Raw genomic sequence first — 21,967 nt, 5'->3', positions numbered from 1 at the left:
CCAGGTTCTTTTCACATACAGTTTTCGTACAATTTATAATCTCTAGATGATTTTTCAGCGACCGTTATTGATTGTTTTTCTGATCGTTTGCAAGAAAATTCTGGTACTCCTCGTACTGATCCTGCCAGTATTTTTGCTCCTCTTCACCGATTTCGCGGATGACTCGACATGGATTGCCCGCCGCAAAAACATGAGGCGGGATGTCATGGGTAACCACCGAACCGGAGCCAATCACCGATCCGGCATGAATCGTCACGCCGCCATTGACTACGCAGCTGCCGCCCATCCAGACATCTTCTTCAATGACAATCGGTTTGCAGATTTCAAGACCTGTTGCCCGTACCTTGGCATCCATGGGATGAATAGCAGTATAAAAGCAGCATCTTGGACCAATGGCGCAACGATCCTTAAAGATCACTCTTGCCTCATCGAGAATCATGCAGTCCATGTTCAAAAAGGTGTTTTCCCCCAGTTCAATATGCGGCCCTAAATCACAGTAAAAGGGCGGGACAATGGCGGCACTGTCCGGATATTGGCCAAGCATCTGCTGCAAATAGGCTCTGGCATCCTCAGAGGTCCTGCAGGCATTCACTTCCAGCAGCAATTTGCGGGCTTTCATGTAGGAATCGTCTTTTACCCGATAACAATCATATAAAAGGCCATTACGGCGGCGTTCTCGTTCAGTCATTTCTTTTTCCTTTCCAGTCCTTCACTTTCATCCAGTCCTTCATTTTCATTTTTTAAGGGCCTGATCCGCAGATGTTCACAATCATTCTGGCTGTTTCCATCCTGCCGGATCCAAAACCGGATATAAAAATAGCCGGATATAAAAATAGAAGGATGTACCTTTTCATCCTTCTATTGTAAACAATTTCAATTTTTAAAGGTTAGTCAACTGTGCAGGTCCACTGATATGGATCTTCAAGGCTGCCCCATTGAATGCCCGTCAGGGTATCGTACAGTTTCTGGGTCAGATCACCAGTCTGGAAATGATTGATGGTAGCTTTTTCACCTTTGTAGCAAAGTTCTCCGATTGGAGAAATAACAGCAGCTGTGCCGGTTCCCCAGGCTTCCTGCAAACGGCCATCTCTGGCAGCGGCCATCAGGTCATCAATAGCCAGATGTTCTTCATGAACTGGATAGCCCCAGTCACGAACCAGGTGGAGAATCGAATCACGGGTTACCCCCGGTAATACGGTGCCTTCCGTTGGTGCCGTCCAGATTTCGCCATCGATCAGGAACATAACGTTCATGCTTCCCACTTCTTCGACGTATTTTTTGTGGACGCCATCCAGCCACAGAACCTGGGTATAGCCCTGTTCTTCCGCTTTTTCCTGGGCTTTTAAAGAGCCGGCATAGTTACCGCCGCATTTGGTGAAGCCGGTTCCACCCGGAGCGGCTCTGACATAGTCATCTTCAACCCAGATTTTTACTGGCGCCATGCCCTCTGGATAGTAAGCGCCAACTGGGGAGAGGATGATCATAAATTTGTAGGAAGTCGCAGGGTGAACACCAACTGCTTTTTCGGTTGCGAACATGAATGGACGGATGTAGAGAGATTCCCCTTCATTGTCTGGCACCCAGTCTTTTTCGACTTTTACCAGTTCCTTGATCGCCTCCACGAACATGTCTACTGGTACTTTGGGCATCGAAAGACGATCGTTGGAGTTGGCAAAACGCTGCGCGTTCTTTTCTGGACGGAACAGCTGGATGGTTCCATCTTTTGTGCGGTAAGCTTTCAGACCTTCGAATGTTTCCTGTGCATAGTGGAGAACCATGCTGGCGGGGTCCATTTCAATTGGACCAAACGGGACGATGCGGGCATCATGCCAGCCGCCCTGATCTGCATCATAGTCAGCGACAAACATATAGTCGGTGTAGTATTTGCCAAAGCCAAGCGGGCCCTGTGGTTTTTCTTTTAAGTCTTTTCTTGGTTCAAACTGAAAATCCATAATCTTAAAATCCTTTCTCATCTGTAGATGAAATTTTCTTAAAAATACACCTGTCTGCCAGACCGTTCAATTTTCGACCCGGTTTCCATTCTAAATTCCAGATTTTTTGAAAGAAAAAAGACTGTTTTCTGAAAGACGAAAACAGTCTTACATTCCCTACAGTCAGTTGCTCACTCTTGATCTCGCTTTTGATCTTGCTCTCTTGGACATTTCATTCAAAAATCAATTTCAGTTTTCATCAAGCGGTTTTGGCCGTAGATTCCGCCCGCCATCCACGCAGCAACATCCTGTCCCGCCAAAAACAGATCTGGAAGACTCTTCCTGTCTGGAAATCGAATCCAGAACAGATATCGATTCTTCGTTTTCTTCATTGAGGGCATCTTTGGCTTGCACAGCCAGAGCTGGTAAAGAAGCCGGATGGGAAGAAACAGTCTTGCTCTCTGTTTCTTTGGCTGATTCGTCTTGAGCAGCCGCCAGAATCGAAGAGGTCAAAAAATTCCTGCGATGTGAATACCAGAAGAAGAACACCGACGACAGCGCCCAAGTCAATGGATAAACCCAGTTGACAAAGGCAATGTTATGGAAAGGCGCTGTGATCCACAGAAAACCGACCCGGATCAGGCACCAGCATACAAGCATCACATTCATTGGCACAGCAGGGTTGCCTGCGCCCCGGCAGACAGCCGAAATTGCATGGGAATACGCCAGCAGGAAGTAAAACAGCGCATTGGTCTGCGCCCGCAGGGCACCAAAGGCAATGACCTCTGGGTTCTGGTCAAACAGCCAGATCATGGATGGTGCAAACAGAAAGAAAAGAACCCCCACGATTTCAGCCATCGCACACGAACAGCGCACCCCAAAGTCAGCCCCTGATTTTGCCCGGACGGTGTCACCAGCGCCAAGGTTCTGGCCGACAAACGTTGAAATGGCCATGCCAAAGGACATAATCGGCAAAAAAACAAACCCTTCGACTTTCGAATACGCCCCGCACCCCGCCATGGCCAGCGAGCCAAAACTGTTGATATTGGACTGGACCACAACATTGGCCAGCGAAATAATCGAATTCTGCACGCCCGCTGGAATGCCATAGCGGACGATCTGTTTGAACTGCGGCCAGTGAATGCGCAGTCTGGTCAGGTCGACACGATGCGGGCCATCGGCTTTTTGCAAGGTGCGTAAAGCCAGGATGGCCGAAATCGCCTGGGAAATCACCGTGGCAATGGCAGCCCCGGCTACACCCCAGTGAAACACCGCAATAAAGACCAGGTCCAACACGACATTCAGCCCCGAAGAAATCATCAGAAAGTACAGCGGATGCTTCGAGTCGCCGACGGCTCTTAAAATGGCCGAAAAGATATTGTAAAGAACCAGGCCGATAATCCCGGTAAAGTAGACTTCAAAGTAAGAATTGGAAAGCGGCAGAACTTCCGGCGGGGTCTGCATCCAGACCAGAATAATCGGGGAAAGCCATCGGCCAAGCAGTGCCAGCATCACTGACAGAACCAGACCCAGCGCAATACTGGTGTGAATGGTTCGCGTCAGCTCTTTTTGCTTACCGGCGCCAAAGGCCTGCGAGATGACAACCGATGCGCCCATCGACATGCCATTAAAAAATCCGACCAGAAGCATGATCAGATTGCCGCTGCTGGCAACAGCCGAAAGAGCATGGTCGCCTAACAGGTTGCCAACAATAATCGTATCGACTGTGTTATACAGCTGCTGAAACAGCTGGCCCAGAAAAATTGGAATCGCAAAGGTAATCATCTGCCGTCCAATCGGTCCTTCTGTCATCAGCAGCGTGTTTGAATCATGAAAATGGATTTTCATCCGCTTCCCTTCTTTCCTGCAATCCGAATCATTTGTTTCAGACTTCGCATCTCGATTGTAATCCTCTTTTTGGTCATCGCAACCGAGCATGTCGCCTTTTCAGTTTCTCAAAACGCGCCTGAAATGAACATCCATGGACTTCCCTGTGTTGAAGAGCCACTCTTCTTCAGTTTGGAAAAGAGACTTTCTGTTCGAATTGAGATGAGATTCCTATGTCCGATTCAGCCAAAAAGAAGACAAAACAAATCTTTCCTGCAAAGGGAAGACCAATTTGGCCAGGGCTTTCCCTTTCGGTGAAAATCCATTGTGCTATACTTTTTCAGTCTTTCATTTTGGTTTCATTTTCAAGAAAGGAAATTTTATGAATCTGTATATTCCCGAAAACTATGATCCCGTTTTGAGCGTGCGCGAAACGCAGGAAGCCATCAAATATATCCGTGACACCTTCCAGCATGAGTTTGGCAAAAAAATGCATCTGGAACGAATTTCAGCACCCCTTTATGTCACCCGTTCTTCTGGCCTCAACGATAACCTGAACGGTGTTGAAAAACCGGTTTCCTTTACCATGGCCGCATTGCCTGGTGAAGACATTGAAGTCGTTCATTCGCTGGCCAAATGGAAACGCAACGCCTTAGGCGAATATGGTTTCAAGCCAGGTGAAGGCCTGTACACCAACATGAACGCTATCCGCAAGGATGAAGAACTCGACAACCTGCATTCTTCCTACGTTGACCAATGGGACTGGGAAAAGGTCATCAACAAAGAAGACCGTACTTTTAAAACCCTGAAAAGCGAAGTCCGGACCATTTATCAGGTCATCAAGCATATGGAACATGAAGTCTGGTATCGTTACCCGCATGCTGTAAACCACCTGCCGGATGATATTCACTTTATTACGACGTATGAACTGTATGAGCGCTATCCAGATCTGAGTCCAAAAGAAAGAGAAAATGCGATCTGTAAAGAATACGGTGCTGTGTTCCTGATGCAGATCGGGGATTTGCTGCCCGATGGCAACAAGCATGATGGCCGTGCGCCGGACTATGATGACTGGGCTTTAAATGGCGATATCCTGTTCTGGTATGAACCGTTGCAGTCTGCTTTTGAAGTCTCTTCCATGGGAATCCGCGTGGACGAAACTGCCATGCTTGCCCAGCTGAAAAAAGAAAATGCTCTTGACCGGCTCGAACTGCCTTTCCACAAGAAAATCATGAACGGCCAGCTGCCCTACACCATTGGCGGCGGTATCGGTCAGTCCCGGCTTTGCATGCTCCTGCTCCAGAAAGCCCACATTGGTGAGGTCCAGGCTTCCCTGTGGCCAGAAGACATGCGAAAAGCCTGCCAGGAAGCTGGCATTCAGCTTCTGTAATTGATCGATCCATCTAACTTGTACTGACTCGGCTTTGAATCTTCAATCGCTGCCTGTTCTGTATTTGAACCATCCATCCCACTGCAGCCTTGTCCTGTCCAGGATTCAGACTGCAGTTTTCTTTTGCCTTGCTCAAGAGAGCCATCAAAAGATCGGATTCAACATGAACCTGGTCCCAATTGTGTTCCTCCAAAATGAATCCGATCCAAGATCAACGCAATCCAAGATGAACGCAATCCAAAAAGCCACAGAAACCGGTCTTCTTCTCCAGTCATGTTCTAGAAAAGAGAGCACCCGGTTTCTGTGGCTTTTGATTTTCATGATTCAGGTAAGGGAGCCTTCCAAATTGCTGTGCAGTTTGGGTGGGATCATTGACTCGTTCATCACACCGATTCCAGTCTTCTGGCCTGCTGGATCAGATCACAGATCAGACCGATCCGCCGGAAAGGCGTCATCAGATAAAACCCATCGACCAGATCCTTCATTTCTTCCATCTTTTCAAAACAGAAGGCTTTGGAAATTTCTTCACATTCTTCTCTTGTTTTATTCTGGAAGCTTTCAGCCAGTTCATCCGGAATATCCATGCCGGTGATCTCGTTTTTTAAAAAGCAGGCATTGCGATAGCTGACAATGGGCATGATTCCGCCATAAATGGCGCCACCAAGCTCTTCTCTGGCCTGGCGCAGATTTTTCAGGGCGCGGGGTGAAAAGACCGGCTGGGTAAGAAAGCCTTCGATGCCGTTGGCTTCTTTTTCTTTGGCCAGCCGCAGCTGCACCTCAAAATTGCGGGCGTTCACATCCAAAGCCCCAAGCGTATGGAATGGTCTGCAGACCCCCTGCTGGCAGAGCGTTCTGACAAAGGCGGCCAGGGTGCGGGAATTAAACGAAAAGACCGATCGCACTTCATCCCGGCTTTCCAGCGGCAGCGGATCGCCAGTGACCAGCAGGACCTGGTGAACGTCTTCCATAGAAAGTCCCAGCAGTAAAGCTTTAATCGCATTCAAGTTTCGATCGCGGCAGGTCAGATGCGGCAGGACATCCATTCCCAGCTCTCGATGGACTTTGCAGGCCAGGATTGAAGAATCTGCGCGGGGCCGCCCAATCGGGTTATCTGCAATGGTTAACAGATCTGCTCCCGCCTGGTGAATCCGAGAGGCATCTTCTAAAAATCCGGAGACATGGTCACTTTCCGGCGGATCCAGTTCCACCAGAATGGCTTTCTGGCCGGCCATGCGCCGCCGGTCCAGCAAATCAGGCTGGCGAACAGAAACTGCCTTGTCCGGTTTATTTTCGTTTTCATCCAGAGTCAGAAGAGTTTTAAGACCCGTTTTGTTGGCAGACTCTGCCAGCTCAGGTTCCAGACTCTGGACCAGCATGGCAATGTGATCTGGACTCGTTCCACAGCATCCGCCTACAATGGATGCTCCTTCCAGAACCATGCCCGCCATCTGGCTGGCAAAGTACTCCGGCGTTCCTTCATACACAGTCCGCCGGTTGGTCACACTGGGATAGCCGGCATTGGGCATAAACGAAAGAGGCTTTGAAAAAGCGGGTAAATCCTGGAGCTGGCGGTGCATATGCGCCGGACCACACAGACAGTTATACCCCATGGCATCTACTGCTTCGATCTGGTCCAGCTCTTGAAGCAGCACTCGCCCGGAAAGGCCGCTGCGGCTGAGTCCATCGGTGCCGACCGCCAGGCTGACCATCACGAACGCATTCGGGCACTGTTCTTTGATGAAGGCAGCAATTTCGGCCATACCGTCAATATCCGGCAGGGTTTCAAACAGAAATCCATCCACGCCAGCCTGTAAAAAAGTCTCGACCAGCGGCAAATAGACAGTCAATGGATCTGCCTGCGGCAAAACCGGACCCAGATCTGCAAAAATTAAAGGTTTTTTCTTTCCTTTTTCGATCTGCTTTTCGCTCGCCGCTCGTGCACACGCGATTGCCGCCTGAATCAGGGCCTGCGCCCGGTCTTGATGGGCCAAACCAAGCTGGGGCAAGCCAAAGGTATTGGTTTTTAAGGCCATTGCCCCAGCTTGCAGATAGGCTTCATGCATCGCAATGACCTGGTCGGCCTCATCGATCGATGCCTGGTCGACCAGAGTGGACGGTCGGCCAGTGAATTGAGCATAAAGGGTTCCATACGCTCCATCAAAAATCAAAGGAAATGAAATCATCGCTGCTCCTCCTGAGGCTGATCCGTTCTGGATGCCGATTCAGAGGCAAGCGTGCCAAACACTTCGTCTGCCACCGCGATATCTTCTCTGGCATCCTTGCAATAATAATCTGCTCCCATTGCGATCGCAGCCTCGGGCGTGACCACTGCCCCGCCAACCATAATTTTGGGTGGATTGGCCAGCTGGTGAAGCTGTTCAATTGTTTTTTCCATGGCAGGCAGGGTGGTCGTCATTAAAGCCGAAAGGCCAACAAGGGGAGCCTGATATTTTACGACCGCTTCCACAACCGTTTCCGGTGCAACGTCCTTGCCCAGGTCAATCACACTATAGCCATAGTTTTCCAGCAGGGTTTTGACGATGTTCTTACCGATATCGTGAATGTCGCCCTGCACAGTGGCCAGAACGATCGTGCCTTTGGTGGTCTGCTTTTCTCCTTTGGCAGCCATCGATTCTTTCAGGACCTCAAAGACCGCCTGAGCAGCACTGGCCGCCTGCAAAAGAGAAGGCAGGTAGAGTTTTCCCTGTTCATAGTCCTTGCCTACCCAGTCAAGAGCCGGAATCAGGTGGGTTTCTGTCAGTTCCAGCTCCCCCTGGCCACTGGCCAGCAGTGCTCTGGCTTCTTTGGCAGCCTGGGCACTCAGACCTTTATAAATCGCTGCTTGCAGCGGATGATCGAAAGAGGAATTTTCTTCTGCCACAGGCTGGGGCATAGAAGCCGTCGGGATTAGCTTAAGGTCGGGGCGGTTTGCAAAGCGGGCCACATAGTCACGCAGGCCTTCATCTTCCCCGCTGATCGCTTTAAAGCAGGCCACCGCATCCATCAGGCCCGTCAGCGAAGGGTTGATAATGGCAAAATTCAGTCCGGCCTGCATGGCAGCAGTTAAAAAAGTCTGGTTCATCATCGGTCTTGCCGGCAGGCCAAAGGAAATATTGGAAACGCCCAGAATGGTTCTGGCCTTCCAGTTGTCTTTGAGCCAGGTGATGGCTTTCAGGGTTTCTCTGGCCTGGTCCTGTTGGGCTGAGATGGTCAGCGACAGACAGTCAAACCACAACAGACTGCGATCAATTCCGTACTTCGCCGCTTCATCGGCAATTCTTTTTGCGATCGCAATTCGTTTTTGTGCCGTATCAGGCAGGCCGTTTTCATCCAGGCAAAGGGCGACGAGGGGTGCATGATAACGGGCAGCCAGCGGCAAAATCGCATCCAGGCTTTCCTGTTTGCCATTGACCGAATTGATCGCCGCCTTGCCATTGACCACGCGCAGGGCAGCTTCCAGGGCTTTGGGATTGCTTGAATCCAGCAAAAGCGGCAAGTCACATACACTCTGGATTTTGCGGACAACAGCCGGAAGCAGGCTGACTTCATCTACGCCTGGCATGCCGACATTCACATCGAGCAGATCGGCTCCAGCTTCTTTCTGTTCAATCGCCAGTCGGGCGCAAAGATCCAGATCCCCTTCCAGCAGAGCCTGCTGCAGACGCTTCTTGCCTGTTGGATTGATCCGCTCGCCAACCACCCGAATTCCATCCAGATCCAGAACGCGAAGAGCAGAACAGATGCCTTCCTGTTTCGTGCGTTCTGCCCTGCAGCTTTGCTCCTGGCGTCTGGCAATGAGCTGATCAAGGGCTTGAATGGTTGCAGGCGTTGTTCCGCAGCACCCGCCCAGAATGGAGACACCTGCCTCCATAAATTTCACCGCCGTCCTGGCAAATTCATCATCGGGCAGATGGTAATGACCAGTAAACGGATCAGGCAGGCCGGCGTTTGGCTTGGCTGCCACAGGAAGAGCCGTCACTTTGCAAAGGCGTTCCAGCAAGGGCAGCAGCTGGTCTGGACCCAGGGAACAATTGATCCCAATGGCATCTGCTCCATTGGCTTCCAGAGTGAGCGCAGCCGCTTCAACAGGAGTCCCCATAAAGGTACGGCCGCTGGCCTCAAACGTCATGGTCACCAGGACAGGAAGATCACTGTTTTCTTTGGCCGCGCGCAGCGCAGCTTTGGCTTCATAAAGATCTGTCATAGTTTCAATGACAATCAGATCTGCACCAGCTGCCACACCCGCTGTGACCATCTGGGCATATTCCTGATACGCATCTTCAAAAGTTGTTTTGCCCATCGGCTCCATCAGTACGCCAAGCGGTCCCAAATCCAGGGCCACTTTTACATCTGATCCTTGGGCTGCTTTTTTCGCATTGGCAATGCCGGCTTCAATCACCTGATCATAGGTGTAGCGTTCCTGTTCATATTTGTGCGGGCTTGCCCCAAAAGTAGAAGCATAAATGACTTTGGCCCCGGCATCGATATACGCCCGATGAATTGCCACAATGGCCTCTGGCTGCTCAATGTTGTAATACTCCGGCAGCGGCACGGGCGGCAGATCGGCTTTCTGGATCATGGTGCCCATGGCGCCATCCAATAAAAGAACCCCATTGGCGGGATTGAATACATCAGCTTTCATGACAGGTTTTTCCTTTCTGGCGATAGGTGCATTGCAAGTTCATCCTGCAAACTGCGCAGCCGCGGATGCGGGCAGGCTGCGGTTTATCTGCCACCCCAATGAAAGCCGTAATACTTTTGGTTGGGGCCATCATGCAAGAATCAAGCACCTGAATGCCGCAGCGCAGCGGCAGATTGAGCAAAGCACCGATTTCTTTTTGCAAAGCAAGCGGCAGATCCCCATAGCCGCAGGAAAATCGATCCGTAAAAAATCGGTTTTCAAATTCTGGCCGGGCTTTGAGGACGGTTTCAAGTTCGTCCATTACTTTTTCGATCCAGACCGATCCGGCTGCATCCCATAACAAAGCCCGGGCCGGCTCATTGCACGCTTCATAAAGACTGGTCTGCCGGTCAAATCCATGACCAAGGCTTGCAGCCGCCACAATCACCTGCTGGCAATCACGCAGCATGGATCTGGCAAGATTTCCGGGCAGGACCAGATGGCCCGGCTCTAAAGCCATGCCATCCACCTCTTTCTGACAGGAAAACACCCGCCATGTCACTTTGGGCATGATCACTTCCTGCAAAACCGGCTCCAGAGCCATCAGCCAGTCTCGAAACAATGAGGCCTTTTCGTCCTTGATATGCGCATAGCGAAGGGCCATACGAAGATCATTTTCATTCCATTTCATGCCAACAGATTATAATGGTTGAGATTAAGATGCGAATCTAAATCTGGAAGGAGATACTAAATGTCGGATAAAAATAATAAAAAACAACAAGCCGCAGCCATGAAGAAAAAACTGACCGTGATTGTGGCGGTTGTCGTGGCGATCATCGCGGTCACTCTTGGCTTTATGGCCTGCAACAACAACCCTTCAGCCAACTCTGCAGCAGATTTGCATTCTCTGGACACCAGCCAGTCTGCTCAAGCCGGCCAATCCCAGAGTTCCAGCCCGGATGCCGCCAAAGAATATCTCTTTGAGGTGATCCACAAAGATGGAACGACCACCAAAAAGACACTGACCACCACGGAAACCACGCTCGATCAAGCCCTGCTTGATGCCGGCCTGATTGCCGGTGACCAAGGCGAATATGGTTTATTCGTCACTGAAGTGGATGGTGAAACAGCTGACTACAGCAAAGATGGAGGCTGGTGGAAGTTTTTAGTCAATGGCGAAGAATCATCTGTAGGAGTCAGTTCGACAAATATTGAAAACGGAAGCACCTATTCGTTTGTCTATACGGTCAACTGATGCGCTTTCGCTTTTTGTGCTCCAGTTTTCGCTCCACTGATCCTGGCCCAGTGTCCTTGCCAAAACCAAAAAGCCGTCAGTCTTTGCGCAGCCTGTGCCTGTTTGCCCTGTTAGGAGCGATGGTCTTTGTCGCAAAAATGGCGATGGCCAGCCTGCCCAATATTGAACCAGTTTCCCTGGCTGTGATCTTGCTGGCGCAGGTTTTTGGCTGGCCGGCTTTAGCTGCCGTATATGTGTACATTGCCTGTGAATGGCTGGTCTGGGGCATTGGGATCTGGTCATTTCCCTATGCCTATGTGTGGCTTGTGCTGTTTGCCTTGACAATGGCCTTTCGCTTTATGCATTCAGCTTTATTCTGGGCGTTCATTGGCGCCGGATATGGATTTTGTTTTGGCGCGCTCTGTGCTTTATGGCTTCTTGGTCTGGAGGGGTGGAACGCTGCGTTTGTCTGGTGGCAAAATGGAGTGCTTTTTGATCTGCTGCATGGCGCAGGAAACTTTGTCATCATTTTGCTGCTCTATAAACCGCTCTACACACTGTTGACACACCTGAAAGACACCTACCATATCCAGTAAATCCGTTCCATTCATTTCATTCAGTCCATCCATTCGTTTCATCCAAACAAAAAGCACCCCATCCTGGCCGTCTGGCTCAAAGGTGGGGTGCTTTTTGTATCGGGATTTAAGACTTTATTCAGAAGCAGAATTCTGAACTGCTTTTTGGATTGGGGCCCGGAAAGGTCTGGCGGTATGTTTGAGATATCCGTTATGGCCATAGTGCTTTTCTGCGAAGTCAATCGAATCCACTAATCTTGCCAGCAGACCAATTGCCTTTTCTTTTGAAAGGATTCCTGCCTCAATTTGTGGTTCAAACTGGTCAATGCAAATCTGGCAGACAGCCTGGTTGGCTTCTGTTTTGTCTGCCGAAAGATCGCTTTTTTGTTCTTTGTCTTTTTCAGCGAAATAGATGGCTGCCAGCACATATCCTTCGCGAAGATCTTCTGATTTCACGCCTTCGTGATCAAAAGCATAGCTCCAGGCGCCAAACTCAATCGGCATGACAAAATCCTGGTTAGACGTCTGTAGCATCTTCGGTTTTTTAACAGTTCTGAACAGCCGCTGACCGGCTTTTTTGATCTGATACGAACTCATTCAATATCTCTCCTTCTTTGCCTGATCCATTTTCAGGCTTGTTGTTTCCAGTTTATCAGGCCATTCTCTCACTGCTCATTCAAAATGGAATAAAAGACCATCACGCGTTCATTTCAAAGAAAAATCCCTTTGAAATCCCTCTTCTTTCGTTCCCAGCCTCTTCTTTCGGCTCTTCTGGATTTCTAAGCCTTCTTGTTTTTTGTCCGAAAAAAGCTGTCACAATTCGTTTTGTGACAGCATCGATTCAGATTCATCATCCAGTCAGCCAGAAATCTGTTTTTGATGAGGTTTGGAAGACCAGCCAAGAACCAGAACCCGGACCAGCGGAATCCGGATCAGAATTTCTTCAAGCAATAAAGAAAGCGGATAGACCAGGACAAATCCTGCCAGATAACAGAGCCAGCCTGGCAGATGGAAGATCTGTACATTGAAATAGCAGATTGTCTGCAAAATTGGATAATGCAGAACATAAACGCCATAGCTTGTCTTGTTCATCCAAATACTGAAAGAAGTCGGCGTATTGAAATACCTTTGATAAATACCCAGAATCGCCAGCACCATCAGCCATAAATACAGATTGGTTGGCAGACTTTGCAAGATGGCATCGCTGGTAAAGTTCTGTCCATGATAAAGCCAGACATAGCCAAGACCACACACAATGGCGGCACTCATCAGCCATGGCGCATAGCGGGCTGGCAGTTGTTGAATGTTTTCATTGGAGAAAAACAAATAGCCGATCATGAACGAGACAAAGTAAATTCCAAACCGGTACATCGTCAAAACCGGCAGATTCAAAACAAAACTCGATGCATAAATGACCAGGGCCAGCGCAAGCAAAACCCAGAAATTGGCTTTGGAACAAAGAGCGCGCAGTTTATTTTCAGGATCAAGTTTCTGGTAGAGCACGATCAGCAAGGAATAAATGTAAAGCACCTGCACAAACCAGAGCGGCCCGGTTCCGGAAAGCACCGCAATTGGCCATCGCAAGGCAGGCGGAATCAGATCAGCCTGCCCGCCGGCCAGCATGCCCACATATCCCGTAATCCACTGAAAGACCATCAGCCCCAGCGTGGATGGAATCAACAGTTTGATCGTCCGGGCTTTTAAAAACTGACGGACTGTTTTCTTTTGCAGGGCATACCAGCTGTCAATACCGGCAACCACATACATCAAAACCATAAACCATGGATAAATAAATGTAGCGCAGTCATCAAAAAACGGAAGCGTCTGACTGCCGGGAATGGCTCCAAGAATGCCGACACCATTAAAGATGTAGCAGACGTGATAGAAGACAACCAGAGCCACTGTTGTCCGTTTAATATTGTTCAGATACCAGGTTTTCATCGTAATGCCTCAATTTCCAATCCACCTTTTCATCTCTCCTCAAATTCATGCATCCTCAAAGTTGTGGCTTTCCCTTTCGACCGGTCGTTCTTACTGCTATTTTCGCTGCTCATTCATTTCTGCTCCGCCTGTCTTAAAAAAGTCAGTCAGCTCTGAACAGAAAATCCAGCGCCTTTCAGTGCTCTTCTTGCTGATCTGCCCGATCTGTTTCAAAGATCGCGTTGGCAAACATTTCCAGGCTTTCTTTGGGTGGAATCGCCATACCGCGTTTTTCATCCCCCAGGATTACAAGCTGGTCGCCGGGATGAATATCAAAAAGATCTCTGGCCTGTTTGGGGATCACGATCTGTCCTTTTTCTCCGACCGTTGCGGTCCAGGCGTATTTTCCTTTTGGTTTTCGCATTTTCATTTCTCCTGTTCGTTGTCGTTATTCATTTCATTCTATACTGGCGGATTTTTGAAAATGGAAACTTTCTGCAGCCATTTTCCTTCAAAATTAACAGCTGAAAGCCAGTCTCCTTTCTGATGGGGTTGCATTTAGGTATGAAAAGTATGATTTGTATGATTTGTATGATTTATAGGAAAACTATACCACATCCGCTTTCGGATCGTCGTAATTGGATCCATCTGATTTTTGCAGAGAACCGATTTCTTCTATCCATTCCGAGTCCGATATCCACTCCATTCCGATAGGCATTCTTGGCTTTCTCTCTGCATTCGATCTGATCTCTTCATCTTCGAAAGCAATCGAGTAGAGAGTCATAAGTTAATATTATGACTCCCTCTCACAGCACCGTACGTACGGATCCGTATACGGCGCTTCGTAATTAACATGAACAGAAATTAATCCTTAGATAGTGCGTGGTGCAAGTAGTCGACTGGGTTAATTAGTCCCATACGATGCCTTGTTTTAAGTTGAAGTATATAGGGATGCAGGAGGTTGTTTACGATCTGATTATTGCCAAGTCGATACCATCCCACCCTTGTATAACACTGGGCGTAGATGTATTCCTCATCCTGGACTGCTGGATGCCAATCAATTCCAAGCTGGGCTTTCACGGCCTTCTGGTATCCTTTGAGGCTACGATTGATCTTAATCAAGTTTTTAAATATCGTTTTCCTCTTTTTCCATTGTTTCAGGATGACTACCCTTACTTTGTGGCGGAGCCATTCTCCCAGCCGTTTACAGAAAGATTCAATATGCCCAATCTTGTAATAGTTGATCCACCCCACAATTGTCAGATGGAGCGACCAGAAGACATCATTGATATTTCTGGCGGCCGCTCTTCTGCGGCACAGAATCTTTCTGATCTTTCTGTATAGGCTCACTTTGGACTCTTTATGAGCACAGGGACACCATTTCCCTTCTTTTCCTCTTGTTTTGAAGAATGAGAATCCAAGAAACTTGGCTTTATTCGGTCTGACTACTTTAGTTTTGGTCGGGCTGACTTTGAGAAACAGGTGTTTTTCAATCCAGTGGCTAACAGAATTCATGATTCTGTTGGCCGCTTTTTCTGATTTAGCGAAAAGTAAAGTATCATCAGCGTAGCGGACGAATCTGATTCCTCGCTTGGTCAACTCTTGGTCTAACTCATTTAGATAGATATTTGATAGTATTGGACTTATACAACCACCCTGCGGCTGGCCGAGTTCGGATTTGACTACAACTCCGTTTTCCATATATCCCGCTTTGAGGAATTTACGTATGGTGCTGAGTGTGATGTCTTCAGGCACACGCTTGCGCACCAGCGAGATGAGCTTGTCGTGGTTTACTGTGTCGAAGAATTTCTGGATATCCAGATCAATGACCCATTCATACCCTTCATTCAAAAACTCCGCGGCCTGCTCGACTGCCATGTGAGCACTTCTTCCGGGCCTGAAACCATAACTGAACTCGCTAAATTCTGGTTCGAAAACACTGGATAGAGCAGTCGCAAAGGCTTGCTGAATTACCCGGTCCACCACTACTGGAATGCCCAGCGGTCTTTTGTCACCGTTGGATTTGGGAATATACACCCTTTTTACCGGTTGCGGTTTGTATTTCCTGCTCAGGATAGTTTCCCGAATTTCATCAAGGTGATCATGAAAATAGTCTTCAAGATCATCAACCTTCATGCCATCAACTCCGGGGACTCCTTTATTGGACTTCACCTTCTTGATGGCTTCTTCAATTCTCTCATCCTGTAAAGCGTATTTGCTGAGGTTGGATGTGTAGTCCCATTCCTCAAGGATCGCTCTGGTTACAGGATCACTACTAAAAGACATTTCTGCTTGATTCCTTCCTATCCTCTACAGCTATTCCGACCTTCCGTCCGATACAGATCCATTCGACTGGCTTACGACTCCACTCTTGTGGTGTTCTTTCTTCGAAGCTGGAGCAGCTTATACTCTAGAGGAATCATGATAATTACGTTCGGCCCTTCGGGATTTCTCCCTACTATGGCCTCTGCTGACTTCCCGCAGTTAACCTTTTTCGAACGTGAGGGACCGATTGCTGATTTTAAAGCGCTCGGATTTGCTCCGTCTGCGGGATCTCCCGGGGTAAGACACTTAGCTTTCACTTCATGGCCTCCTGATTTACCGCTGCGGCTACGTACATCATTAGGGTTAAGGTACATAGGCGCCCTCTCCCGCCTTGACGGCCTTGTTATCAGGTTTTTGTTCATAGGCTCGAAGTTTTGATACACCCTGCCTTCGCGATCCCTTCTTGCGTCAGGACCCTTGGGCTTTTCTACACTTGGCGATGTAAACCCGTGGCTGGACTTTCACCAGCAAGTTAAGTGCCATGCCCGGCACACCAAAAAAAGAGCCGGATGAGCGGCTCTTTGGCGATCAAAACAATATCTTTGGCGATCAAAACAATATAGGGGATAGATTCATATCGTTTTTAAGAAAGTTTTTTGAAAAGGTCAGAGAGAAAACCTTTTTGGACCAGGCAGTTCTGGTCAGGATATTCAATACTGAGTTGTACAGAGAAGATCAGTTTTGTTTCTTACATGACACCCAGGACAGTTGGCAGCCATAACGAGATGGCAGGAATGTAAGTCACCAGAACCAGGACTACGAAGATCGCAGCGAAGTAAACAAGCAGCAGCTTGAATACCGATTCAATCGTTACATTACCAACTTTAACGCCGACAAACAGGGTCGTACCAACTGGCGGCGTGATGGTACCAATACATAAGTTGAAGATCATCATGATACCGAAGTGGATCACGCTCATGCCTAATGCTTCGCACACCGGTAAGAAGATTGGTGTGAAGATTAAGCAGGCTGGCGTCATATCCAGGAATGTACCAACAATTAACAGAATGATGTTGATCAGAAGCAGGATGATGTACTTGTTATCGGTTAAGGACAGCATTGCGGACGATACCATCTGTGGAATACCCGTGAACGCCATAACCCAGGACATGATGGACGATACACCGATTAAGAAGATGATGATACCTGTCATTTCAGCACTTTCCTTGAAGATTCCATACAGATCTTTGAACTGAATGGACTTGTAGAAGAATAAGGAAAGAACTAACGAGTACACAACGGCTACAACCGAACCTTCAGTCGCAGTGAAAGCACCACCAATAATTCCACCAATAACAATGATGATCAGCAGTAAGCAAGGCAGTGAATCCAGGAATACTTTCATTGCTTCTTTTCCCGTGTAGCGGACTTCAGAACGATAGTTGTTTTTCTTGGCAATGAAGTAAACAACGATCATGCAGGCAAGCCCCCATAAGAAGCCAGGAATATAACCAGCCATGAACAGTGCAGATACAGAAGCGCCACCAGAAACCAGAGCGTAAGTAATCATTACGTTTGATGGTGGAATCAAAAGACCTGTAGGCGCTGTGGCAATGTTAGTTGCAGCCGAGAAAGCAGGATCATATCCATCTTCGAGTTCGACCGGACCAATGATGGAGCCCATAGCGGAAGCCGCAGCCGTACCGGAACCAGAGATCGAACCGAATAACATGTTAGCCAGAACGTTAGTCTGAGCCAGCGCGCCAGGCAGACGACCAGTCACAAGTTTTGCCAGGTTGATTAAGCGGATGGCAATGCCGCCTTTGTTCATGATGTTGCCAGCCAGAACGAAGAATGGAATAGCCAGCAGCGAGAATACGGAAATACCCGAGAAAATACGTTGTGAAGCGGTAAGGACAGCAACGTCAAATGGCATAACCGGAAGAATGGCAGCCACAGAAGCAATTCCCAGTGCCACCGCAATTGGGGCGCCAAGAATCAGAAGAACGATCAGAACGCCAAGGATAATCAGGCCGGAAAGGATTGCGATACTCATGCGATGTCTCCTTTTTCTTCGATACCATCTTTCAGTTCGAGATCTTTGCCATGCGCCATATCAATAATGTTCAGGATGGCATAGATCGCAATGAACAGACCGGAAAGAGGCAGAACGGTATAGACGTAACCCATAGGAATTCCCAGGGATGCGGTTTTCTGATGCATAGACAGCATCATGATGGAGTAGCCGCCCCAGACCATCGCCAGGGATGCAAATCCAAAAATCATGACTTCCAGAACGATGTCCAGAATCTGTTTGGCTTTCCCTTTGATTTTGTCGGCGATGAATCCCATACGCATGTGATCGCGTTTACCGAATACATACGCACTGGCCAGCAGAGCCATCCAGGTAAAAGAGTAAGTCAGCAGCTCTTCCGATACAGTGGAAGGACGGCCAAAGAAGTAGCGGGTACAGATCTGATAGGTTCCCACAACCACCATTAACGCAAACAGGAAGATACATAAGCTCATGAGGCATGTATTCATCACTTTGCGGATTTTCTTTACAGCTTCCATGAATGATTATTCCTTTCCTTCGTATTTTGCATTGACAGCCTGAATGTGGTCATACAGTTCCTGAATCGAAGGGTTTGCTTCGAGCATGTCTTCCTGTACGTTGCTTACGGCGTCTTTAAATTTCTGAACATCAACGTCGATGAATTCAACACCCTGTTCGTTGATGGCGATGTTTTTCGCTTCTTCAACGGCTTTATCCCATTCAGCCAGTTCGACTTCAGTCGAAGCCAGCGCAGCTTCCATGAAGACATTGAGGTCTTCTTCAGACATGTCGTTGAGCAGTTTTGCATTTCCGATCAGCATGTCAGGAACCATCTGGTGTTTGTTATAGGAATAATATTTGGCAACTTCACCATGTTTGTTGTTGGTTAAAGCCAGCTCGTTGTTTTCAGCCCCGTGAATAACACCCTGCTGAATTGCTGTATAGACTTCACCAAAAGACATTGGCGAAGCAGCGGCACCAAAGGAGTTGACCATGTTTACGGATGCAGGAGACTGCTGAACACGGATCTTCTGTCCCTTCAAATCTTCGGGGGTTTCGATTCGTTTTGTGGAATAGAAGTTACGGGTTCCAGCGTTATACCAGGTCAGGACACGGAAACCGGAATCGTCTGTGCTGTGGTAAACCTGCTGCATGTAGTCGTTATCGTTCATGACTTCGTGATACGCCTCTTCGGAAGTGAACAGATACGGCATGGAGAATACTTCATACACATCGGCAAACGTTTCCAGGTTGGCGGTACCTGCGACAACAAAGTCGATCGCACCGGTCTGGGTCAGCTCGATGGCTTTCTGTGCAGAGCCTAACAGCTCATTGGGGAAAATCTCTACTTCATAACGGTCGCCCAGTTTGTCTTCAATAATCTCTTTGAATTTGAGCAGACCTAAATGCTCAGGATGCGTTTCGGACTGCGCGTGAGCAATGCGGATGATTCGTTTTCCATTGGAAGCACTGCAGCCTGTCATGACAAGAGCCAGTGCGAGGACGAAAAATCCTGAAAAAATCTTCATCAATCTCTTTCTCATTTGAGGAACTCCTTTCTTGATGATCACAAATCTCTGTAACCCTATGTGTAAACACTTACAGAAACAGAATACTGATTTTGGCTTTCAGATGCAAGGGGTTCCTGAACTTTTTGGAAGTAAATGATTTGCCAAATATGGCTTCCTTCGTTCCAGAAGCGCCCCTGTCCAGCCAAATCGCCATTGTTCATTCCATGATGAATGCGTTTTCAGGGTCGAAAAGGCCTGAAACTTCTCTTTCCCATTCAAAATTTCTTTTCCTTCAGTCATCTGTCTGGACAGAAAGCCATTCATCTCTTTGTTATCAAATTCACAATGAGTGTAGGACTCTATTTATACCGTATTCTGCCAGAAGAATCAAAAACCTTATTCAGATTATCAGACTATCCTGATTTGTTTATAGGCACATCAATTGACACGTATAAAATTGCTCTCGTCAATTTATGGAAACAAAATGCCGGAATATGCTTCATTTTATGGAAGCTATTACACATTTTCCTTCAAAATCAACGACTCCTACCTCTTAAGCGGATCAATCCCTGACTGTAAGCAGCCTCTGAGTTTGCACAGTTTGATCTTTTAACGACTCTATGGGAATTCATGGAAGAGAATGTCTTTTCACCGCAACCGTTTACTTTTTCCGTTTATGAACTGACTTTAATTCTGGATTTGATTTGGTCAGCTAAAGTTGTTCTTTAACATTGATTTCCTTTTATATGACAAAACATTTTTACCGGACTTCTATTTTGCCTTGGTCCAGCTCTTTTTTATCCTCGACTTGGTGTTTCTTTAAAAGCCCACTCAGGGAGCTGAATCCGGCCCACTTCCTTAGAAAGGCCGCAGGGAAAATAAGGTTTCAGGTATCAATCTGCCCACACCGAAAAGATTGCACGCAAAAAAAGATCCAACCGATTGATAAGGCTAGATCTTCGCATATTTTAGATAATACTTTTGTTTTTTCTCGTCTTCATTGGCAAAGAGCACTTCAATTTTTCATCTTTTTGCTTTCGTGCGTTTATATTTATCCCTGGCTCCATGATCAAAATGCAGTCCAGCCACCTTTTTCACACAAGTCTAAACCTTCAGAAAATTTGAAGGACCAGATTTACCAACTGAAAAACCTTTGAATTCACGTAAATTTAAACGATAACTCCCACATTTTCAGAACTAAAAAAGCGAATATATACCCCGAGAAGATACATACTAGCAGAATATAGATAACTTTAAGTGCAGTATATTGAATTCGTTGTGAGTAAGCTAAATTAATTAATATACGGGATTTTACCTAAGTCATATTATGACTAAGGTAAAATAGCTAACAATTAAATAACTTATTTGTAGATTGGTTGGAAATATATTCTTTAGTTAAAGCATATTTTATGTTTTATCTATAGTCCCAAAACTCACTATCCCATTTTTATTAGTACTGCATTTCAGGGCGTTATCGTTTAAAGGCCGTCTCTGATAATTCACAGAAACTATCCGCTTACGACACTCATAAAAGTCATGCCATCAGGCGTATACAGAACGTAGGATCCAGGAAAATCCGTTTTAAGACTCTCTGGATACTTATTATATTGCGCCTGAATAAAATCCGGATAGTCCTCAATGGGCTTTTCGGGAGACGCAATGTAGAAATCCATTGGGGCGTAAAGGCCCGCAAATGGCTCCATCATGATCTTGGTTCCCTGGTTTCCTTCATCAATGATGGTATCCACAGGCAAAACCAGATTGCTCGAAATCACATGGACTTTCCAGGTATAGTCATCTACTTTGACCGGATCTGAAAACTGTCCAGTGAACTCGCTGTATTCAGCGCCAATCCCAGGGCGAACCGAAAGTCTTACATTGGATTCCTGGTAAGTTCCATCTGCATTAATAGTCAGAAACGCGCTTGGTCCCCCCGCAAATCCCCAGATGTTTTTGACAAATTTCTGTCCGGCAAAACGTTCATATAAGGATGGATCTGTTTCTTCATATCCGTTATCCAGCGCTTTCCCGGCAACCTGATCATACAGCCATCCTGAATGGATCAAAGAATCTTGCTCACTGCGGTTTGTCGTATAGTTATGAGCACCAGACACTGCATTGGGATTGTAGGCAGAATAAAGATTGATATCGCCGCCCGAATAGAAGACTGGCCGACCATCATTGTCCATCAGCCATCCTGATGAAATCAGAGAATCAGCTTCATCGAGATCTTTCGTATAGTAATGATCGCCTCCCTGCGCATTCGGATTGTAAAGTCTGTAGACTGAATCTCCGGTTGATGGAGCGATCCAGCCCACGCCTTCAAACACCCAGCCTTTTTGAATGAGTGCTGCTTTTTCGTCAGGATTTGAAGTGTAAAAATGCTCACCTGAGTATCCGTTATAAAGCCGATAAATATCCTGTCCGGAAATTCCCGGCTGATCATTTGCCAGAACTGGAGTGGAACCCAGAAGAGCTGCACAGCATAGTCCTGCTGCCAGCGTATCCATAGTCATTAAGCGTTTCATTTTGGCTTACCTCTTTCCTATTTCGAGAGAAATTCTAAGACTGAACTTACAAGATGAAGAACCCCAAAGCGGCTTATAAATGAATAAACATCACATTCCCAAAGCTCAG

17 protein-coding genes are annotated in these 21,967 nt (G+C 47.4%); 3 read left to right on the top strand and 14 right to left on the bottom strand.

The window, feature by feature from the left end; genetic code table 11:
- Positions 1–64: 64 nt before the first annotated feature.
- From U4956_RS10315 to U4956_RS10305, 3 genes are all read right to left on the bottom strand, one after another.
- Positions 65–688 carry a sugar O-acetyltransferase gene (locus U4956_RS10315; RefSeq protein WP_323090591.1) on the bottom strand — a complete coding sequence of 208 codons (624 nt, stop codon included), beginning with the start codon at positions 686–688 and terminating at the stop codon, positions 65–67.
- A gap of 199 nt (positions 689–887) precedes the next feature.
- Complete coding sequence (locus tag U4956_RS10310; RefSeq protein ID WP_323090590.1) at positions 888–1,952, bottom strand: branched-chain amino acid aminotransferase; 1,065 nt, start codon at positions 1,950–1,952, stop codon at positions 888–890.
- Between the two features lie 228 nt (positions 1,953–2,180).
- Positions 2,181–3,779, bottom strand: a complete 1,599-nt coding sequence (locus U4956_RS10305; RefSeq protein WP_323090589.1) for an MATE family efflux transporter — start codon at positions 3,777–3,779, stop codon at positions 2,181–2,183.
- 361 nt (positions 3,780–4,140) lie between these two features.
- Between U4956_RS10305 and asnA the strand changes: the two genes are divergently transcribed.
- Positions 4,141–5,148: an aspartate--ammonia ligase gene (asnA, locus tag U4956_RS10300; RefSeq protein ID WP_323090587.1), complete on the top strand. Its 1,008-nt coding sequence runs from the start codon at positions 4,141–4,143 to the stop codon at positions 5,146–5,148.
- A 383-nt stretch (positions 5,149–5,531) separates the two neighbouring features.
- On the opposite strand, the gene U4956_RS10295 is transcribed toward asnA, so the two are convergent.
- From U4956_RS10295 to U4956_RS10285, 3 genes are read right to left on the bottom strand one after another with little or no spacing between them, the layout of a single operon-like run.
- A complete protein-coding gene (locus U4956_RS10295) occupies positions 5,532–7,331 on the bottom strand; it encodes a bifunctional homocysteine S-methyltransferase/methylenetetrahydrofolate reductase (protein ID WP_323090585.1) in 1,800 nt (599 codons plus the stop codon).
- Positions 7,328–9,790, bottom strand: a complete 2,463-nt coding sequence (locus tag U4956_RS10290; RefSeq protein ID WP_323090582.1) for a homocysteine S-methyltransferase family protein — start codon at positions 9,788–9,790, stop codon at positions 7,328–7,330. The genes U4956_RS10295 and U4956_RS10290 overlap by 4 nt, the downstream gene beginning before the upstream one ends.
- Positions 9,780–10,460: a hypothetical protein gene (locus U4956_RS10285; protein ID WP_323090581.1), complete on the bottom strand. Its 681-nt coding sequence runs from the start codon at positions 10,458–10,460 to the stop codon at positions 9,780–9,782. Before U4956_RS10285 ends, U4956_RS10290 begins: the two co-directional genes overlap by 11 nt.
- A gap of 60 nt (positions 10,461–10,520) precedes the next feature.
- On the opposite strand from U4956_RS10285, the gene U4956_RS10280 reads away from it, so the two are divergent.
- Both U4956_RS10280 and U4956_RS10275 read left to right on the top strand, forming a co-directional pair.
- Positions 10,521–11,024 (top strand): DUF4430 domain-containing protein, encoded by a 504-nt coding sequence (locus tag U4956_RS10280; protein WP_323090579.1) that lies wholly within the window; start codon positions 10,521–10,523, stop codon positions 11,022–11,024.
- A gap of 56 nt (positions 11,025–11,080) precedes the next feature.
- Complete coding sequence (locus U4956_RS10275; protein WP_323090577.1) at positions 11,081–11,599, top strand: hypothetical protein; 519 nt, start codon at positions 11,081–11,083, stop codon at positions 11,597–11,599.
- Between the two features lie 114 nt (positions 11,600–11,713).
- Here U4956_RS10275 and U4956_RS10270 read toward each other — a convergent pair whose 3' ends face one another.
- From U4956_RS10270 to U4956_RS10235, 8 genes are all read right to left on the bottom strand, one after another.
- Positions 11,714–12,175 (bottom strand): hypothetical protein, encoded by a 462-nt coding sequence (locus U4956_RS10270; RefSeq protein WP_323090576.1) that lies wholly within the window; start codon positions 12,173–12,175, stop codon positions 11,714–11,716.
- Between the two features lie 261 nt (positions 12,176–12,436).
- Positions 12,437–13,519 carry an acyltransferase gene (locus tag U4956_RS10265; protein ID WP_323090574.1) on the bottom strand — a complete coding sequence of 361 codons (1,083 nt, stop codon included), beginning with the start codon at positions 13,517–13,519 and terminating at the stop codon, positions 12,437–12,439.
- Between the two features lie 175 nt (positions 13,520–13,694).
- Complete coding sequence (locus U4956_RS10260) at positions 13,695–13,922, bottom strand: AbrB/MazE/SpoVT family DNA-binding domain-containing protein (protein ID WP_323090573.1); 228 nt, start codon at positions 13,920–13,922, stop codon at positions 13,695–13,697.
- A 440-nt stretch (positions 13,923–14,362) separates the two neighbouring features.
- Positions 14,363–15,784: a group II intron reverse transcriptase/maturase gene (ltrA, locus tag U4956_RS10255; protein ID WP_323090572.1), complete on the bottom strand. Its 1,422-nt coding sequence runs from the start codon at positions 15,782–15,784 to the stop codon at positions 14,363–14,365.
- Positions 15,785–16,511: 727 nt separating this feature from the next.
- The gene (locus U4956_RS10250; RefSeq protein ID WP_323090570.1) at positions 16,512–17,819 is read right to left on the bottom strand and encodes a TRAP transporter large permease; all 1,308 of its coding nucleotides are present in this window, start codon (positions 17,817–17,819) and stop codon (positions 16,512–16,514) included.
- The gene (locus U4956_RS10245; RefSeq protein ID WP_323090568.1) at positions 17,816–18,337 is read right to left on the bottom strand and encodes a TRAP transporter small permease; all 522 of its coding nucleotides are present in this window, start codon (positions 18,335–18,337) and stop codon (positions 17,816–17,818) included. The genes U4956_RS10250 and U4956_RS10245 overlap by 4 nt, the downstream gene beginning before the upstream one ends.
- 6 nt (positions 18,338–18,343) lie before the next feature.
- The gene (locus U4956_RS10240; RefSeq protein ID WP_323090567.1) at positions 18,344–19,363 is read right to left on the bottom strand and encodes a TRAP transporter substrate-binding protein; all 1,020 of its coding nucleotides are present in this window, start codon (positions 19,361–19,363) and stop codon (positions 18,344–18,346) included.
- Between the two features lie 1,475 nt (positions 19,364–20,838).
- Positions 20,839–21,858, bottom strand: coding sequence for a hypothetical protein (locus tag U4956_RS10235; RefSeq protein WP_323090566.1), 1,020 nt, complete (start codon positions 21,856–21,858; stop codon positions 20,839–20,841).
- Between the last annotated feature and the right edge of the window lie 109 nt (positions 21,859–21,967).

Source organism: Allobaculum sp. JKK-2023 (assembly GCF_034745455.1).
Lineage (GTDB): Bacteria > Bacillota_I > Bacilli_A > Erysipelotrichales > Erysipelotrichaceae > Allobaculum.
This window is presented reverse-complemented; position numbering and strand designations above follow the sequence as displayed.

Bases quoted from the DNA above. Each gene is read 5' to 3' on its own strand.
- U4956_RS10315 (WP_323090591.1), bottom strand. From the start codon at position 688: ATGACTGAACGAGAACGCCGCCGTAATGGCCTTTTATATGATTGTTAT.
- U4956_RS10310 (WP_323090590.1), bottom strand. From the start codon at position 1,952: ATGGATTTTCAGTTTGAACCAAGAAAAGACTTAAAAGAAAAACCACAG.
- U4956_RS10305 (WP_323090589.1), bottom strand. From the start codon at position 3,779: ATGAAAATCCATTTTCATGATTCAAACACGCTGCTGATGACAGAAGGA.
- asnA (WP_323090587.1), top strand. From the start codon at position 4,141: ATGAATCTGTATATTCCCGAAAACTATGATCCCGTTTTGAGCGTGCGC.
- U4956_RS10295 (WP_323090585.1), bottom strand. From the start codon at position 7,331: ATGATTTCATTTCCTTTGATTTTTGATGGAGCGTATGGAACCCTTTAT.
- U4956_RS10290 (WP_323090582.1), bottom strand. From the start codon at position 9,790: ATGAAAGCTGATGTATTCAATCCCGCCAATGGGGTTCTTTTATTGGAT.
- U4956_RS10285 (WP_323090581.1), bottom strand. From the start codon at position 10,460: ATGAAATGGAATGAAAATGATCTTCGTATGGCCCTTCGCTATGCGCAT.
- U4956_RS10280 (WP_323090579.1), top strand. From the start codon at position 10,521: ATGTCGGATAAAAATAATAAAAAACAACAAGCCGCAGCCATGAAGAAA.
- U4956_RS10270 (WP_323090576.1), bottom strand. From the start codon at position 12,175: ATGAGTTCGTATCAGATCAAAAAAGCCGGTCAGCGGCTGTTCAGAACT.
- U4956_RS10265 (WP_323090574.1), bottom strand. From the start codon at position 13,519: ATGAAAACCTGGTATCTGAACAATATTAAACGGACAACAGTGGCTCTG.
- U4956_RS10260 (WP_323090573.1), bottom strand. From the start codon at position 13,922: ATGCGAAAACCAAAAGGAAAATACGCCTGGACCGCAACGGTCGGAGAA.
- ltrA (WP_323090572.1), bottom strand. From the start codon at position 15,784: ATGTCTTTTAGTAGTGATCCTGTAACCAGAGCGATCCTTGAGGAATGG.
- U4956_RS10250 (WP_323090570.1), bottom strand. From the start codon at position 17,819: ATGAGTATCGCAATCCTTTCCGGCCTGATTATCCTTGGCGTTCTGATC.
- U4956_RS10245 (WP_323090568.1), bottom strand. From the start codon at position 18,337: ATGGAAGCTGTAAAGAAAATCCGCAAAGTGATGAATACATGCCTCATG.
- U4956_RS10240 (WP_323090567.1), bottom strand. From the start codon at position 19,363: ATGAGAAAGAGATTGATGAAGATTTTTTCAGGATTTTTCGTCCTCGCA.
- U4956_RS10235 (WP_323090566.1), bottom strand. From the start codon at position 21,858: ATGAAACGCTTAATGACTATGGATACGCTGGCAGCAGGACTATGCTGT.